Origin of the sequence: Flavobacterium facile (genome assembly GCF_036321945.1) — a bacterium.
Classification (GTDB): domain Bacteria; phylum Bacteroidota; class Bacteroidia; order Flavobacteriales; family Flavobacteriaceae; genus Flavobacterium; species Flavobacterium facile.
Genome location: NZ_JAZAYT010000033.1, coordinates 263,504 through 279,957 on the forward strand (window position 1 = coordinate 263,504; position 16,454 = coordinate 279,957).

At 30.1% G+C, this 16,454-nt stretch carries 18 protein-coding genes; 13 read left to right on the top strand and 5 right to left on the bottom strand.

Annotated features, from left to right (window positions below; genetic code table 11):
* Window positions 1-12: 12 nt before the first annotated feature.
* Complete coding sequence (locus UEQ13_RS10265) at window positions 13-912, bottom strand: LysR family transcriptional regulator (protein WP_329806260.1); 900 nt, start codon at window positions 910-912, stop codon at window positions 13-15.
* Window positions 913-999: 87 nt separating this feature from the next.
* Here UEQ13_RS10265 and UEQ13_RS10270 point away from each other — a divergent pair, with 87 nt between their 5' ends.
* The gene (locus UEQ13_RS10270) at window positions 1,000-1,785 is read left to right on the top strand and encodes a type 1 glutamine amidotransferase domain-containing protein (RefSeq protein WP_329806261.1); all 786 of its coding nucleotides are present in this window, start codon (window positions 1,000-1,002) and stop codon (window positions 1,783-1,785) included.
* Between the two features lie 4 nt (window positions 1,786-1,789).
* Window positions 1,790-2,968: an iron-containing alcohol dehydrogenase gene (locus UEQ13_RS10275; protein WP_329806262.1), complete on the top strand. Its 1,179-nt coding sequence runs from the start codon at window positions 1,790-1,792 to the stop codon at window positions 2,966-2,968.
* Between the two features lie 154 nt (window positions 2,969-3,122).
* On the opposite strand, the gene UEQ13_RS10280 is transcribed toward UEQ13_RS10275, so the two are convergent.
* A complete protein-coding gene (locus UEQ13_RS10280; protein WP_329806263.1) occupies window positions 3,123-4,007 on the bottom strand; it encodes a nicotinic acid mononucleotide adenyltransferase in 885 nt (294 codons plus the stop codon).
* Window positions 4,008-4,316: 309 nt separating this feature from the next.
* Between UEQ13_RS10280 and UEQ13_RS10285 the strand changes: the two genes are divergently transcribed.
* From UEQ13_RS10285 to priA, 3 genes are all read left to right on the top strand, one after another.
* Window positions 4,317-5,312, top strand: coding sequence for an NAD(P)H-dependent glycerol-3-phosphate dehydrogenase (locus tag UEQ13_RS10285; RefSeq protein WP_329806264.1), 996 nt, complete (start codon window positions 4,317-4,319; stop codon window positions 5,310-5,312).
* Between the two features lie 85 nt (window positions 5,313-5,397).
* On the top strand, window positions 5,398-5,742 hold the full coding sequence (locus tag UEQ13_RS10290) for a lysozyme inhibitor LprI family protein (RefSeq protein WP_329806265.1): 345 nt from the start codon (window positions 5,398-5,400) through the stop codon (window positions 5,740-5,742).
* A gap of 35 nt (window positions 5,743-5,777) precedes the next feature.
* A complete protein-coding gene (gene priA / locus UEQ13_RS10295) occupies window positions 5,778-8,219 on the top strand; it encodes a replication restart helicase PriA (RefSeq protein WP_329806266.1) in 2,442 nt (813 codons plus the stop codon).
* On the opposite strand, the gene UEQ13_RS10300 is transcribed toward priA, so the two are convergent.
* Window positions 8,216-8,914: a LytR/AlgR family response regulator transcription factor gene (locus UEQ13_RS10300; RefSeq protein WP_329806267.1), complete on the bottom strand. Its 699-nt coding sequence runs from the start codon at window positions 8,912-8,914 to the stop codon at window positions 8,216-8,218. The two genes, priA and UEQ13_RS10300, sit on opposite strands and share 4 nt — an antisense overlap.
* Before the next feature lie 176 nt (window positions 8,915-9,090).
* Between UEQ13_RS10300 and rpsF the strand changes: the two genes are divergently transcribed.
* The 7 genes from rpsF (at window position 9,091) to UEQ13_RS10335 (ending at window position 14,191) form a co-directional block, all read left to right on the top strand.
* Entirely contained in the window at window positions 9,091-9,432 is a 342-nt protein-coding gene (rpsF, locus tag UEQ13_RS10305; protein WP_091312525.1) for a 30S ribosomal protein S6, read from the top strand.
* A gap of 2 nt (window positions 9,433-9,434) precedes the next feature.
* Complete coding sequence (rpsR, locus tag UEQ13_RS10310; protein WP_091312528.1) at window positions 9,435-9,722, top strand: 30S ribosomal protein S18; 288 nt, start codon at window positions 9,435-9,437, stop codon at window positions 9,720-9,722.
* A 61-nt stretch (window positions 9,723-9,783) separates the two neighbouring features.
* Window positions 9,784-10,227 carry a 50S ribosomal protein L9 gene (gene rplI / locus UEQ13_RS10315; RefSeq protein WP_329806268.1) on the top strand — a complete coding sequence of 148 codons (444 nt, stop codon included), beginning with the start codon at window positions 9,784-9,786 and terminating at the stop codon, window positions 10,225-10,227.
* Between the two features lie 90 nt (window positions 10,228-10,317).
* A complete protein-coding gene (locus UEQ13_RS10320) occupies window positions 10,318-10,794 on the top strand; it encodes a DUF6495 family protein (RefSeq protein ID WP_329806269.1) in 477 nt (158 codons plus the stop codon).
* A gap of 1 nt (window position 10,795) precedes the next feature.
* Window positions 10,796-12,787: an NAD-dependent DNA ligase LigA gene (ligA, locus tag UEQ13_RS10325; RefSeq protein WP_329806270.1), complete on the top strand. Its 1,992-nt coding sequence runs from the start codon at window positions 10,796-10,798 to the stop codon at window positions 12,785-12,787.
* Window positions 12,780-13,460: a lysoplasmalogenase family protein gene (locus tag UEQ13_RS10330; RefSeq protein ID WP_329806271.1), complete on the top strand. Its 681-nt coding sequence runs from the start codon at window positions 12,780-12,782 to the stop codon at window positions 13,458-13,460. Before ligA ends, UEQ13_RS10330 begins: the two co-directional genes overlap by 8 nt.
* Window positions 13,460-14,191, top strand: a complete 732-nt coding sequence (locus tag UEQ13_RS10335; protein WP_329806272.1) for a hypothetical protein — start codon at window positions 13,460-13,462, stop codon at window positions 14,189-14,191. The genes UEQ13_RS10330 and UEQ13_RS10335 overlap by 1 nt, the downstream gene beginning before the upstream one ends.
* Here UEQ13_RS10335 and UEQ13_RS10340 read toward each other — a convergent pair.
* Together UEQ13_RS10340 and UEQ13_RS10345 are read right to left on the bottom strand one after the other, a co-directional pair.
* On the bottom strand, window positions 14,178-15,095 hold the full coding sequence (locus UEQ13_RS10340; RefSeq protein WP_329806273.1) for a bifunctional metallophosphatase/5'-nucleotidase: 918 nt from the start codon (window positions 15,093-15,095) through the stop codon (window positions 14,178-14,180). The two genes, UEQ13_RS10335 and UEQ13_RS10340, sit on opposite strands and share 14 nt — an antisense overlap.
* Window positions 15,096-15,105: 10 nt before the next feature.
* A complete protein-coding gene (locus UEQ13_RS10345; protein ID WP_329806274.1) occupies window positions 15,106-15,888 on the bottom strand; it encodes a 5'-nucleotidase in 783 nt (260 codons plus the stop codon).
* A 46-nt stretch (window positions 15,889-15,934) separates the two neighbouring features.
* Between UEQ13_RS10345 and UEQ13_RS10350 the strand changes: the two genes are divergently transcribed.
* Window positions 15,935-16,453 (top strand): DUF6913 domain-containing protein, encoded by a 519-nt coding sequence (locus tag UEQ13_RS10350; RefSeq protein ID WP_407934656.1) that lies wholly within the window; start codon window positions 15,935-15,937, stop codon window positions 16,451-16,453.
* The last annotated feature ends 1 nt before the right edge of the window (window position 16,454 follow it).

The following is a 16,454-nucleotide window of genomic DNA, read 5'->3' on the forward strand; positions in this document are numbered from 1 at the left end:
CAAGAAGGAAAATTAAACGGATAAAGACGCACTAATTTCCTTTTGAACTTCTTCTAATATCGAACTTAAGGTATCATTTTTTCTTGACAATATATAAATTTCTGTACTTGGCATTTTCGTACTATTCCAAACCAATTGTAATTTTTTTTCTTCAATAAATGGTTTTGCATTGATATTCCAAACAACTGAAACTCCAGTATTTTCAGATAATGTGGTTAATAATTGCGATTCAGAAGGAATAATATAGTTTGAAATTATCGACGGTCTTTTTTTATCAAAAACATATAGCCAAAATAATTTTACATGTGGAATTTGCGCATCATAATTATACCATTTTTGTTGGTTCAACCAATTTTCAATCGCGGTATAATTTTCATTTTCAATTTCTTTTTTAACGGTATTTAGTTCTAAATCTTTACTAGCAACAATTATTTGTTTTATAGTTCCTACTATTCTTTGTATCGTATCAAACGTGTCGTATTTTTTAGAAACTATAGCGAAATCAATCTTCTTGTTATCTACCAACTGGAATAATTCATCATTTGTTCCAAAAGAAAAATCAATAAAATCAAATTTCGAAAGTAACTTCGAACCTATACTTGTAAATAAATGTTGAGAAATTCCAACAGAAACTACTTTATTCGCATTGAAAGCTTTTTCTCGAAACCCGTTTTCTACACTTTCCAACCTATCTAAAGCTTCTATAATCAAATTATTGAGTAACTTAGCATAATCGGTGGGTTCAACACCTTTCGATTTTCTATTGAATAGTTTATAACCAACATGCGCTTCTAACATAGCCATTTGCTGACTAACAGCTGGCTGACTAATAAATAATTCCTTTGCAGCTAGTGAAAAATTCCCGTTTTTATATACAGATTTAAAGGTTCGATACCATTCTAAATTTACCATGATATAATTTTATTTATCACAAATATAATTTAAATTATTTTTACTAATATCATTTAAGTCGTAATTTTGAAAAAAAAATAAAAAATCATGAAACGTATTTTAGTAAGCTTACTTGTAATTTTAACTTTCGGTTGTAAAGTAAAATCAACAGCAACCACAACTCAAAAAAATCAATTAATAAATAAAGAAAACATGAAAAAAGTAGTATTTGTATTAACTAGTCATGATGAACTAGGAAACACCGGAGAAAAAACAGGATTTTGGATTGAAGAATTTGTTGCTCCTTATTATGAATTAGCTGATAAAGGTGTAGAAATTATAATCGCTTCTCCAAAAGGAGGTATGCCTCCAATTGATCCTAAAAGCTCAGATCCAAGTGCAGCTACTGAAGATACTAAACGTTTCGATGGAGATAAAGCTTTACAAGAAAAATTAAAAAACACAGTTAAATTAGCAGATATTAATGCTGCTGATTACGACGCTATTTTTTATCCTGGAGGACATGGACCGTTATGGGATTTGGTTTCTGATAAAAATTCTATATCTTTAATCGAAACTTTTTATACGACCAATAAACCAGTTGCATTTGTTTGTCATGCTCCTGCAGTATTAAAAAACGTAAAAGTAAATGATGCTTATTTGGTTAAAGGTAAGAAGGTAACAGGTTTCACCAATGAAGAAGAAGAAGCTGTTGGCTTAACTAAAATAGTTCCGTTTTTATTGGAAGATGCTTTAAAAGCGAATGGTGCTATATATAGTAAAGGAGAAAATTGGGCGCCATATGCTGTGGAAGATGGTTTGTTAATTACGGGTCAAAATCCAGCATCATCAAAATTAGTAGCAAAAAAATTATTAGAACAATTAAATAAATAATAGTATGAATAATTTCGAATTATATAATCCTGTAAATTATGTCTTTGGAAAAGGACAAATTGAAAAATTAAAAGATTTGGTTCCTGCGAACACTAAAATCATGATTGCTTATGGTGGTGGAAGTATTTTTAATAATGGCGTGTATGATCAAGTAAAAGCTGCTTTATCGACTCAATTTGAAGAAAATAATATTGTAGAATTTGGTGGAATAGAGCCTAATCCAAGATATGAAACGTTAATGAAAGCGGTAGAAATTATTCGTACCGAAAAAATTGGTTTTGTTTTAGCTGTTGGTGGTGGAAGTGTAATTGATGGTGTGAAATTTATTTCTGCTGCTGTAAATTATAAAGGTGATGCCGCCGAAATTTTAAGACAAAGAATTCTTTTTACAGATATTTCTCAAGTAATTCCTTTTGGAACTGTGTTAACATTACCAGCAACGGGTTCTGAAATGAATTCTGGAGCTGTAGTTACTATTAACGCTACTCAAGAAAAATTAACATTAGGCGGAAGTGCTTTATTTCCTAAATTTTCTGTTGTTGATCCGACAGTTATTGCTTCTTTACCAAAAAGACAATTGCAAAATGGAGTTGTAGATGCTTTTACACACACTATGGAGCAATATTTAACCTATAAGCATGATGCCATTTTACAAGACAGAATTGCGGAAGGAATTTTGAAAACTTTAGTTGAAATCGGTCCTGATGTAGTAGAAAACCCAACGGATTACAAATTAGCTTCCAATTTTGTTTGGAGTGCCACAATGGCTTTAAACGGATTAATTCAAAAAGGAGTTCCTTCAGATTGGGCAACGCATATGATTGGCCATGAATTAACCGCTTTATACGAAATTGATCACGCCAGAACTTTGGCAATTATCGGTCCGAATTTATACCGTGTAATGTTCGAAACAAAAAAAGAAAAATTAGCACAATTTGGGGAAAGAGTTTTTCATTTAACAGGAGATTCAGTAGAAGAAATTGCTCATAAAGCGATTGAAAAAACAGTAGAATTTTTCCATACCATGGGAATGAAAACTAAGTTATCTGAAAATACAGAAGAGTATGCTAAAACAGCCGATTTCATTGTAAACCGTTTTGAAGAAAGAGGTTGGAAAGCTTTAGGAGAAAAACAAAATATTACTCCAGAAAAAGTTAGAGAAATTGTAGAAATGAGCTATTAAGCAAAGAGGCAAATTAAAAGAGCCAAGTAAAAAGGCAAAAGTAAAAAGGTGCTAAGCTCAATTTTATAAAAACTTTTTATCTGCTTAATAAGATAATAAAAAAAAGCGTCCGAGAACTAAACCTCGAGACGCTTTTTACAAACTAAACTACTAACTATTTTTTAAACTCTAAATTTGTTTTGGTTCTTTGGGCTGCATTTCTCATAATCGGAATAAAGCCTCTTCCTACAAATTCGTATGTTGTTCCACTTGCTATGTGATATAATCTTATTCTACCATCGTTAATTACGGTGATGTTAAATCCTTCGTAATCATTACTGTTGTAGTACAGATTTAATTTTTTGGTGTAATAATTCCCAGCTACATTCTGAATGTTATAATTCCCAGTATAATCCCAATAAATGTTATTGATATTACCAATCATGTAATCTTGTGAAGAACGAAACGTATTGTTACTACCAATTACAAATTTCAAATAGTTTTCCGCATCAAAAGCATTTGGATTTCCTGCTGCACTTGTATATACTTTTTCCCAAGCTACATATTCTTGCAAGAAATAATGCATATTGTCGTAAAACACTCTATCATAATCAAAAGAACTCCTTTGGTAACCAATCAAATAATATGTCGTATTTGTATGTGGATCGACTAACTTAATTTCATTTTGAGAAATCTGATAAACAGCTAACTCATAAAATCCATAAATATTGTGATTCACACGAACAGAATTTGAAGTATAATCGTAATATCCAATATTTGTTCCGAAACCATTTCCGTTACTTCCTAATCCAACTAAATTATTGTTTGCAAATAAGTCGCCACCTAAAAAAGAAACAGTAAATGCTTTTGATAAAAACGGAACGTCTCCATTTCCTGTCGTCATATTATAATCTACATACCATATATCATAACTTTCCATCAATTCAGGTAAACTAACGTTGTTAGGATAATCCTGATAATCATTTACTACTACATCAGTTGTACAAGACTGTAAAGTGAAGAGTGAAATAAATGCCACTATAAGTAATTTTGCTTTCATAATAATTAATTTTAAGGTTATAAAGTACATTCCAATAGCCGTGCCAAAATTGTTTTATTCACAACTCATTAACAAGTTTTTAAAGAATCAAGATGAAGTAGTGTCTTTATAATTAAGGTTTCAGAAGATTTTCCGCAACATGATTTTTTTAAAGATGTACTTTGTGTGTTTTTATCTTATTGAAGTTGTTTTTTAAAACATAGATTAAATAAAATTTTAATATCTGTTCAATCTGTGTTCCCATATGTTGATTTTTGAACTTGCACTTCTAATTGAAAAAGTGTATTTTTGAAGTTCATTATTTTGAATATGGAAAACAATAAAAAATTTGCAGTTATAGGAGGCGGAAGTTGGGCAACAGCGATCGCAAAAATGTTATGTGAGAATCAAGAAAAAATTGCGTGGTACATGCGTAGTACTTATGCTTTAGAGCATTTGAAGCACCAAAAACACAACCCAAATTATTTAAGTTCTGTTGCTTTTGATACCGATAAATTACAATTAACTAACGATATTAATGAAGCTATAAAATTTGCTGATATACTTATTTTTGCTATTCCATCTGCGTTTTTAAGCGGAGAATTAGAAAAAATGACCGAGTCTTTAGAAGGAAAAACTATTTTTTCTGCCATTAAAGGAATCGTGCCAGAAACAAGTTTAATTGTTGGAGAACATTTTCATTCGAAATTTAATATCCCTTACGAAAATATTGGGGTAATTACAGGACCTTGTCACGCAGAAGAAGTGGCGCTAGAACGTTTATCGTATTTAACAATTGCTTGTTCAGATAAAGTAAAAGCCAAATATTTAGCTAAAAATGTTTCTTCGTACTATATAAAAACCAAAACGTCTGACGATATTGTTGGAACAGAATATGCAGCGGTTTTAAAGAATATTTATTCTATTGCTGCAGGTATTGCTCACGGTTTAGGTTATGGAGATAACTTTCAAGCAGTTTTAATGAGTAACGCCATTCGTGAAATGAAAAAATTCATTAAAAAAGTACATAGAATGAAACGTAATATTAACGACTCTGCCTATTTGGGCGATTTGTTAGTAACCGGATATTCCGTTTTCTCCAGAAACAGAATGTTTGGTAATATGATAGGGAAGGGCTACACCGTAAAATCGGCTCAAATGGAAATGAGTATGATTGCAGAAGGCTATTACGCTGTAAAAAGTGCTTACAACCTAAATTTAGAATACAAAGCGAAAACGCCAATCGTTGATGCCGTTTACCAAATTCTATACGAAGGTAAAGACGCCAAAGCAGTGTTTGCTAAATTAACAGACAAGTTAGATTAATAGCTAAAGAGCCAAGTAAAAAGGCAAAAGTTAAAAGTATAGTTTGTCGTTCTCACGAAGGAAAAATCTCTTTTTTAATTTCAATATGAATAAAATATTTTTACTATTTCTATTATGTTTCAGTTTCAACCTGAGCGCACAAACTCAAGCTGAAATGAATAAAATTGCTCATGATGATTTTAAGAAAGCAGATGAGGAACTTAATAAAGTCTATAAAAAAGTAATTGAAGTTTTGGATGTAACCGAAAAGCAATTAATGATTAAAGCCCAAAAAGATTGGTTGAAATTTCGAGATTCACATTGTAAATTTGAAATTGAACAATTCAAAGGAGGTAGTATTTCATCATTAATTTATTCGACTTGTTTATCAGAACGTACAAATGATAGAATTGAAGATTTAAAAGCTATTTTAGAAGACAAAAACAGGTAAACTCCCAACTAAATACTCCAAACTCCCAACTCAAAATGCACTTCATCAACGTCATTCTTCCTTTAAATCTTGATAAAACGTTTACGTATGCCGTAAATGTGGAAGAATACAAGTTTTTGCAACCAGGCATGCGAGTTACAGTTCCGTTTGGAAAAACAAAAGTGTACACGGCTTTAGTTGTCGAGAAACATACCAATCCACCAGAATTATACGAAGCCAAAGAAATCAGTCAAATTATTGATGAGGTTCCGATTGTAAACGAAATTCAACTGAAACATTGGAGTTGGATTGCGTCTTATTATATGTGTTCGATTGGAGAAGTTTTTAAATCGGCCTTACCTTCTGGATTGATTTTGGAAAGTGAAACGATGATTTCTTCTTCGCATACAGAATCAGATAAAACGTTAGCCACTGATGAAGAATTCTTAGTTTTAGAAGCCTTAGAAAATAAATCTTCAATAACGATTTCCGAAATTACTCAGATTTTAAATAAGAAAAATGTAATTCCAATTGTTCAAAGTTTGCTAGCGAAAGGTTTACTTACGATGCAAGATGAGGTGCAAGACAATTACAAGCCCAAATTGGTAAAATACATCAAATTGCAAGATGCATTTTTACAAGCGGAAAAACTTCAAGAATTATTAGAGATTTTAGGAAAAGCCAAAAAACAAAAAGAAATTGTTTTGTCGTATTTTCAATTGCAAGCCACGGAAAAAAAGCCAATTCCTGCAAAATTATTAATCGAAACTTCTGGTGTAAGTGCAGCAGTCATAAAATCGTTAGTCGATAAACAAATTTTCGAAGAATATTATATCAATACTGACCGTGTTTCATTCGAAAAAGAAGAAGATTACGAAATTCAGTTAAGCGAATCTCAAGCTACAGTTTTAGAAAGTATTAAAGAAAAATTTCTTCAGTTTGATGTCAATTTATTACATGGTGTAACCGCTTCTGGTAAAACGGAAGTCTACATAAAACTTATCGAAGAATTTTTGCAACAAGACAAACAAGTATTGTTCTTATTGCCTGAAATTGCTTTAACAACTCAATTAGTACAACGTTTGTCTGCGTATTTCGGAAATCAAATTGCCGTTTTTCATTCGAAATACAATTCTAATGAACGTGTTGAGGTGTATAATCATGTGTTGCAGAATTCTGAAAAAGCAAAAGTGGTTTTAGGTGTGCGAAGTGCGTTGTTTTTACCATTTTCAAACTTAGGCTTAATTGTGGTAGATGAAGAACACGAGGCAACTTACAAACAACAAGATCCTGCGCCACGATATCATGCCAGAGATGCGGCTATTGTTTTGGCTAAGTTCCATAATGCAAAAGTGTTATTAGGAAGTGCAACGCCAAGTTTAGAATCGTATCATAACGCCAAAACCAATAAATACGGTTTAATTGAATTGTTTACCCGATTTAATAATGTGGTTTTACCCGAAATTCATCTCATCGATTTAAAAGATAAATACTTCCGTAAACGAATGGATGGTCATTTTTCCGATGAATTATTGGAAAGAATGCACGAAACTTTAGCGAATAATGAACAAATTATGTTGTTTCAAAATCGCAGAGGTTATTCGCCATATATAGAATGTACGACTTGCGGACACGTGCCTCAATGTCCAAGTTGCGATGTAAGTTTAACATATTACAAATATAAAAATCATTTAAAATGTCATTATTGCGGACATAGCATGGCAAAACCAACGCATTGTCACGCTTGTAATTCCTTAGATATTTCTGCAAAAGGCTTTGGTACGGAACAAGTGGAATTAGAATTAATAAAATTATTTCCAACTAAGCGAATTGCCCGAATGGATCAAGACACCACTCGCGGAAAATTTGCTTTCGAAAAAATGATTGATGCGTTTAAAAATCAAGAAATTGATATTTTAGTCGGTACACAAATGCTTGCTAAAGGTTTAGATTTCGAAAATGTGACTTTAGTCGGAATTCTAAACGCGGATAATTTATTAAATCAGCCGTATTATCGTGCTTACGAACGCGCCTATCAAATGATGGTTCAAGTTGCGGGACGTTCTGGTAGAAAAGCTAAAAAGGGAAGTGTTGTGATTCAAACGTACAACCCAATGCATAATACGATTCAGCAAGTGGTGAATAATAACTATACGGGAATGTTTAACGAACAATTATACGAAAGACGTAATTTTCAATATCCACCTTATTTCCGTTTGTTACAGATTCGATTAAAACACAAGGATTACGAAAAACTTCGTGAAGGTTCGACTTGGCTGTATAATGTTTTGAAGCAAGCGATTTCGGTGCCGATTTTAGGACCAGAAGAACCAGCAATAAATCGAATTCGAAATGAATACATCAGAACAATTTTAATCAAGATTCCGAATAATACAAACCTTATAAATACAAAAAAACTTATCAAAAAAGCTTTGATAAGTTTTGAGGCGACTTCGCAGTATCGTTCTATTAGAACTACAATTAATGTAGATTATTAATAGCTCTCTAAAATTGTAATAATTTCTTCTTTTTTGTTTCTACTTAACGGAATTTTTTCTCCGTCAATTTCAACTTGCTTACTATTAAAACGTTCTACTTTATCTAAATTGATAATATACGATTTATGAATTCTTAGAAAATTATCTTTTGGAAGTTCTGTTTCGAAAGCTTTCATTGTAGATAGTACTAAATGAGTGTCTTCATAAGTCACCACTTTAATATAATCACCAAAAGCTTCTACCCATTTAATGTGAGAAGTATATACTTTTATTTTTTTAAGATTACTTTTGATAATTAAATGCGGACCATGATCATCATGAATTTGATCATTTTTCAATTGATGCATTTCTATTGCTTTCTTTACAGAAACTAAAAAACGTTCTTTCTTTATAGGTTTTTGTAAAAAATCTAAGGCAGAGTATTCAAAAGCTTTTACAGCATAATCTGCTTTTGAAGTAATGAAAACAATTAATGGTTTTATTTTTAGCCCGTCAAGTAAGTCAAAACCTGTAATATGTGGCATTTCTATATCTAAGAAAATTAAATCAACATGGTTATTTGTGATATAACTTTTAGCTTCTAAAGCATTCGAGAAGTCTCCACCTAATCTAAGATTAGTGTGTTCAGAAATTAATTTTGCAATAGTAATTCTCTGAATCGAACTGTCATCAACAACAATAGTATTTAATTTCATAGGCAAAAATTGGTTAAATGATTAGGAATCATTTTATTTAAGTTTCGTTTAACAGGATAAAAATATGGAAAAAAAACACAATAAACTAATATTGTGTTAAAAAAAATACTTTTTAAAGGATTTGTAAATTAAATATAATTGTATATCTTTGCACCCAATTTAAAAAATACGTACAAATGAAAAATTACGAAACTGTTTTCATTTTGAATCCCGTTTTATCTGATGTTCAGGTAAAGGAAACAGTAAGCAAATTTGAAGATTTTCTTACTTCTAAGGGTGCTAAAATGGTATCAAAAGAGGATTGGGGCTTAAAAAAATTAGCTTATGAAATCCAACACAAAAAAAGTGGTTTTTACCATTTATTTGAGTATCAAGCTCCAGCTGAATTAATCATCTCTTTAGAGACTGAATTCAGAAGAGACGAGAGAATCATGAGATTCTTAACTGTTTCTTTAGACAAACATGCTATTTCTTGGGCAGAAAGAAGAAGAGAAAAATTAAAAACTAAAGGAAACTAATCATGTCGATAGCTAACAACGGTAAAAAAGAAGGAGATATCAGATATCTTACTCCTTTAAACATTGATACTAACAAACAAAAAAAATATTGTCGTTTCAAAAAATCTGGTATCAAGTATATCGATTATAAAGACGGTGACTTTTTATTAAAGTTTGTAAACGAGCAAGGTAAAATTTTACCAAGACGTTTAACTGGTACTTCATTGAAATTTCAAAGAAAAGTGTCTGTTGCTGTGAAAAGAGCACGTCATTTAGCTTTAATGCCTTACGTGGCGGATTTATTAAAATAATATTAATCATTTGTTGGTTTTCGTTTAGCGGAACCTAACTTATATAAAAAAGGACAACAAAATGGAACTAATTTTAAAACAAGACGTTCAAAATTTAGGTTTTAAAGATGATGTAGTATCTGTGAAAAACGGATATGGTCGTAACTTTTTAATTCCTCAAGGAGTTGCTATTTTAGCTACTTCTTCTGCTAAAAAAGTATTAGCTGAGAATTTAAAACAAAAAGCTCATAAAGAAGCTAAAGTTGTAGCAGATGCAAAAGCTACTGCAGAAGCAATCAAAGCTTTAGAGATAAAAATTACTGCAAAAGCAGGTGGTGAAAAATTATTCGGATCAATTTCTAATGCAGATATCGCAGTAGCGTTACAAGCAAACGGACAATCAATCGACAGAAAATTTATTACGTCTGGTATTGTTAAAAGAACTGGAAAATACAATGCTACTATCCGTTTACACAGAGAAGTAATCATTGAATTACCTTATGAAATTGTTGCTGAAAAAGCATAATTTTATTTAAAATATTTCTTTAAAAAGCGTTGCAATTGCAACGCTTTTTTTATTTTTACGAAACCTTAAGTTTGAAAATAAAAAATCTCAATGAAATATACCCGATTAACTAAAGAACAATTAGAAGAACTTCATCCTGAGTTTATTACCTTCTTAGCGACACAAACTATTGATAAAAAAGAATGGGACGAATTAAAAACGAATAAACCAGAAATTGCTTTGCAAGAAATTGATGTCTTCTCAGATTTAATTTGGGATAAAGCCATTACAAATGTTCGCTTCGTGGATCATTTTTCTAAAAATCATATTTTCCTTTTCAAATGTCATGATACGTTATTAGAATCTTTGATTGTTCAAACGTCAAATGAAGACGTTGATTTCTTTACAACAGAAGGATTAGAGTGGTTAGGAAATAATCTTTTCACAGATGTGGTTAGTATTCAAACTGGGAAAAAAGAAGTTGCAGAAAATCGTAATGAAGAAGTTTTTAAAATTATTCAAAACGGTGGGATTATCAGTAAAGGTGAATTGTATATCAAACTAATTGCATTAATAAAAGTATCGTAATATGACTGTTTTAGAAACAATTCAATCATTAAGAACAGAATTAAATTTACATAACCATAATTATTATGTATTAGATAATCCGACAATTTCAGATTTCGATTTCGATACTAAATTGAAACAATTACAAGATCTTGAAGCTGTAAATCCACAATTTTTTGATGAAAATTCACCAACGCAACGTGTCGGAGGAACAATAACAAAAAACTTCAATACTGTTGAGCACGAATACAGAATGTTTTCTTTGGATAATTCGTATTCAAAAGAAGATTTGCTAGATTGGCAAACACGTTGTCAGAAAATCCTAGGCGATGTGCCTTTAGAATTTACTTGCGAATTAAAATATGATGGCGCTTCTATAAGTATTACTTACGAAAATGGAAAATTAGTTAAAGCCGTTACACGTGGTGATGGTTTTAAAGGTGACGACGTTACGAATAATATTAAAACAATTAAATCAGTTCCATTGCAATTAAATGCTGGTTTTCCTGATAAATTTGATATTCGTGGTGAAATTATTTTACCATTTGCAGGTTTCGAAAAAATGAACCAAGATTTAATTGAAATAGGTGAAACTCCGTATTCAAATCCAAGAAACACCGCTTCTGGAAGTTTAAAATTACAAGATAGTGCAGAAGTTGCCAAACGTCCTTTAGAATGCTTATTATATGGTATGATTGGAAATAATTTGCCAATCGCATCGCAATATGAAGGTTTAGAATTGTCTCGAAAATTAGGATTTAAAGTACCAACTCAGAGTAAGTTAGCAAGAAATATCGATGAAGTTTTTGAGTTTATCGAAAATTGGGACAAAAATCGGCATAATTTGCCTTATGAAACGGATGGTGTTGTGGTTAAAATCAACAACATTCATTACCAGGAAGAATTAGGATATACCGCAAAATCGCCTCGTTGGGCAATGGCTTATAAGTTCAAAGCAGAGCAGGTGAGTACGATTTTGCAATCGATTTCGTATCAAGTTGGACGAACTGGTGCGATAACTCCAGTAGCGAATTTAGAACCTGTGCAATTAGCGGGAACTATTGTAAAACGAGCTTCTTTGCACAATGCAGATCAAATTGCAAAATTAGATATTCGTGTCAACGATGAAGTTTTTGTAGAAAAAGGTGGAGAAATTATTCCAAAAATAATTGGTGTAGCGAACAGAGGAAATCAAGAAAATCCAACAGTTTACATCACAAATTGTCCCGAATGTAACACGGAATTGACAAGAAGTGAAGGTGAAGCCAATCATTATTGTCCAAACTTTTACGGTTGTCCGCCACAAATTATTGGTAGAATTCAGCATTTTATTAGTAGAAAAGCAATGGATATTGAAGGTTTAGGTGGCGAAACAGTTGCGTTGCTTTTCAATGCAGGTTTGGTTCATAATTATGCCGATTTATACGATTTGAAAAAAGAACAAGTTATTGTTTTAGAAAGAATGGCTGATAAATCTGCAGATAATCTGGTTTTTGGTATTGATAAGTCTAAAGAGATTACTTTTGATAGAGTTTTATATGCGTTAGGAATTCGATATGTTGGTGAAACGGTTGCGAAAAAATTAGCCAAACATTACAAAAATATTGATAAATTAGCTAAAGCTGATTTACTAGATTTAGTAACAGTTGATGAAATTGGCGAAAGAATTGCACAAAGTGTTATGGATTTTTTCCAAAATTCAGAAAATGTTATTATAATTAAAAGATTAAAAGAAGTTGGAGTTCAATTTGAATTAAATGAAATTTCAACCTCTGTTTCTAATGTTTTAGAAGGTAAAACATTTGTAGTTTCAGGTGTTTTTGAAGTCTATTCTCGAGATGATCTGAAAAAAGCAATTGAAGATAATGGTGGAAAAGTAGGAAGTTCCATTTCAGCCAAAACAAATTATGTTATTGCTGGTGCAAATATGGGTCCAGCCAAGTTAGAAAAAGCCAATCAACTTAAAATTCAAATAATTGACGAATATCAATTTCAAAAAATGATTAATGAGTAAAAAAACAATTTTATATACTTTTATCGTAGTTTGTATTTTATATTTTTTTTCTGCACTATTGCAATTAGATAGTTTAGAAATTCTTGTTAAGCCTTTGTTTTTACCTATTTTACTTTTTTTTTACATTAAAAAGGCAAAAGATAAATATCAAAACAGAGTTATTGTCAGTTTTATATTTTATTATATTGGAGAAATGCTGGTTTTAAATGATGAAAAAAACTATTATGTTAATTCAGTATGTTTTTTTTTAATTCCTTATTTAATATTATTGTATTTTGTTGTTAGGGATTTGATTCCACTTTTGAAAAGTAAAGGTTATAATAAAATTAATGTTTTAGTAGTTTTTGTATTGCTGTTTTTAGTCTTTTTGTATGTAAGTATTATGTCGATTTTGGAGACTGAATCATTATTTGAAAAAATATTGTTAGACACTTATGGATTTGTTTTATTGCTTTTAGGTTTTTTTGCAATAGCATTATATCTTTTAGAGCATTCCGTTTCAAACCTTTTTTTGGTTATGACAGTCATTGCTTTTATACTTTCTGATATGTTTTATATTTTCATTGTTAAAGTAGAATATAATTGGGTGTTTAAATCTGTAAATGTAATAAGTCAATTGTTGTCATATTATTTTTTTGTAACTTTCTCTTTAATTAAAGCTAAAGGTAAATAATGAAAAAAAACATTCAGAGTTTATTAAGACGCGATTTAGAAGTAATCCCTCTAATAGCCTATTTTATCTTTTATTTTTTATATCTATTTTTTGATAGAGTATTGGAGATGAAAGATTATGCTTTACTTGTTAAGCCATTAATTATTCCAATTATTGCATTTTTATATGTTACTAATAAAAACAGTAAGCGAAACTTAATAAGTATTTTATTATTATTATTATTATTATTAATTTTTATTTCGGACAATTCGACTTTGCTTGAAATGAGAACTTTATATGTTTACGCTACAATGATTTACATGTTTAGCGTGTTTATTTTATTGTATTATGCTTTGTTAGATAATAAGTTTATTAATAGTAATAAATTTTTTAAAAGAAATTTGGTGTATGTTTTATTAGGTGTAATTATAACAACTTTATTGTATTGGTTCAGTTTTTATAATCCAAAAGAAAAAGCAGGAGAAAAGTTTATGGTATTTGAATATATGATAGTTTTTTTACTTTTGTTCTTAATTAGTACTTTTAATTTTATTCAACAAAAGTCAAAACAGACAAAGTATTTTTTTTTAGCTTTACTTTCTCTGTTTTTATCTGAATTATGTTTTTCAATACATCATTATTACAACGGTCATGTTGCTTTCAAATTTCTAATTTTTATTGTTGAAGTTCCTGTTTACTATTTTTTATTAAAATATTTATTAAAAAGAGAAAAAAATATTATTGAACAATAATGTTTTTTTCTTGGCTAATGTATTTTTCATCATTGCTTAAATAGAAATCTATTCTTCCTAAATTTATGCCATAAGCACCAACTTGATTTACAACTACCTGTTTACCAATTTTATTGGTTTTTATAATTGGTTTGTCTAAAAACGTATGAGTATGTCCACCAATAATTAAATCAATATCTTTAGTAGAAGCGGCTAGTTTTATATCCGAAGGCTTTTCAGGTTCATTTTTATAATCGAAACCTAAATGTGATAAACAGATAATTAAATCACATTTTTCAACTTCTTTTAATTGTTTTGAGATGTCTGTTGCTACTTCAATCGGATTATTGTAAACGGTTTCTTTATATAGTTTTTTGTCTACCAAACCTTCTAATTGAACGCCTAAACCAAAAACGCCGATTTTAATTCCTTCTTTTATGAAAATTTTATACGGTTTTACAATTCCGTTTAATTCCGTGTTTTTAAAATCGTAATTTGCAGATACAAATTCAAAATTAGCATGAGGCAATTGCGCATAAAAACCATCAATTCCATTATCGAAATCATGATTACCCATTGTCGCCAAATCATATTTCATCATACTCATTAGTTTGAATTCTAATTCACCACCATAATAATTGAAATATGGAGTTCCTTGAAAAATGTCGCCTGCATCTAGTAAAAGCACATTGCATTCTTCTTTTCGAATTTGTTCAATCAAACTGGCACGTCTTGATACTCCTCCCATGGCTGGGTTTTTAGGGTGATTTTCAGGAAATGGATCTATATGACTGTGAACATCATTCGTATGTAAAATTGTAATCTTACGCTCTTTAATTGTTGTGAAACTTGATAAAGAAACGCCACTAAGAGTAACTAATGCAGTAGTTGCTGCTGTATTTTTTATAAAAGTTCTTCTTTTCATTTGTTCCGTATTATTCTTTGATTATTCTTGGTGAGATTGATGCTTCAATGGTTTTGTGTTTGTAGAAATAATCGATTAACACATTTCTTATTTTATAATTCAAATCATATGTCCCTTCATTTTTAAGGAAAAAGGTCATGTTGTCACCACCATTGGCTAAATAATCTGAAGTTGCAACAAAATAAATCTTATTATCGTCGATAGGTTGCTCTTTGAAAAGAATATTTGTAATTACATTTTGGCTATTTAATTTGATTTTTAGACCATTTAAAGGATGAGGCTTTTTCTCTGTAATTATATGTTGTGCCAAAGCTTTAATTTGTTCACCTTTTAAGGCAATTACAATTAAACTGTTTTCAAAAGGCATAACCTCAAAAGCATTTCTTTTTGTAATATTTCCTTTTGGAATTATAGATCGAATTCCACCGCTATTTAAAAGAATAATGTCAATTTGCTTGTTTTGTTGCTTCATAAAAACAGGATTGGCCATTTCCATACAAGCATCTGCCATAAAATTCCCAATATTGGTTTGCCATTCTCCTTTACTTTTGTCTAAAGTTTCTGGACAATAGGAGATAATACTATCTAAATCTTTGTTAATGTGGCTTCTGTAAGGTGCAATGTAAGATTCAAAACGCTCATTAGCAGCATAATTTTTGTTGATTTCAATCTTTTTTCCTTCAACTAAATAATTGTTGTATGCTTTTGTTTTGCAAGATGTTAAACTTATTAATGTTAAAGTTGTAACAAAAATTGTGTAAAGAAGATTAGTATTTTTACTTTTGAATGTCATATATTCCAATAGATTACTTTAATTTTGTAAAGGAAGTAAAGTTACAATGATTTCTAAAATAATAAAGGATTTTTTTCTTAAAAGAAAAGTAAATAAAAAGTTAATAAACTATCAACTGCAAGTGTCTTCTGACAAAATTGTAAAAGTCGGTGTTTTAATTGATGGAAATTATTTTACGAATCAGGAAGATTTAATAAAAGAAATTGAGAAGCACGGAATTGCGAAAGAAAACATTGAAATTTTATCTTTTGTAAATAAGAATAAGAAAACATTATTGGAAAAATTTGATTATTTTTTCAGGAAAGATATTACGTTTGGTGGGTTGTTTAAGAGCGAAAGAGTTACTAATTTTACCGACCAACATTTTGATATGTTAATTAGTTATTACGACGTTCAAAAACCAACATTATTATTGGTTACTAAAAGTTCAAAAGCCAAATTTAAAGTAGGTTTTCAAACCATTGATAAAAGAATCAATCATTTATCAATAAATACAGTAGCAGAAAATCACACGGAATTTATTTCAGAATTATTTAAATATTTAAAAATACTAAAAAAAATATAAC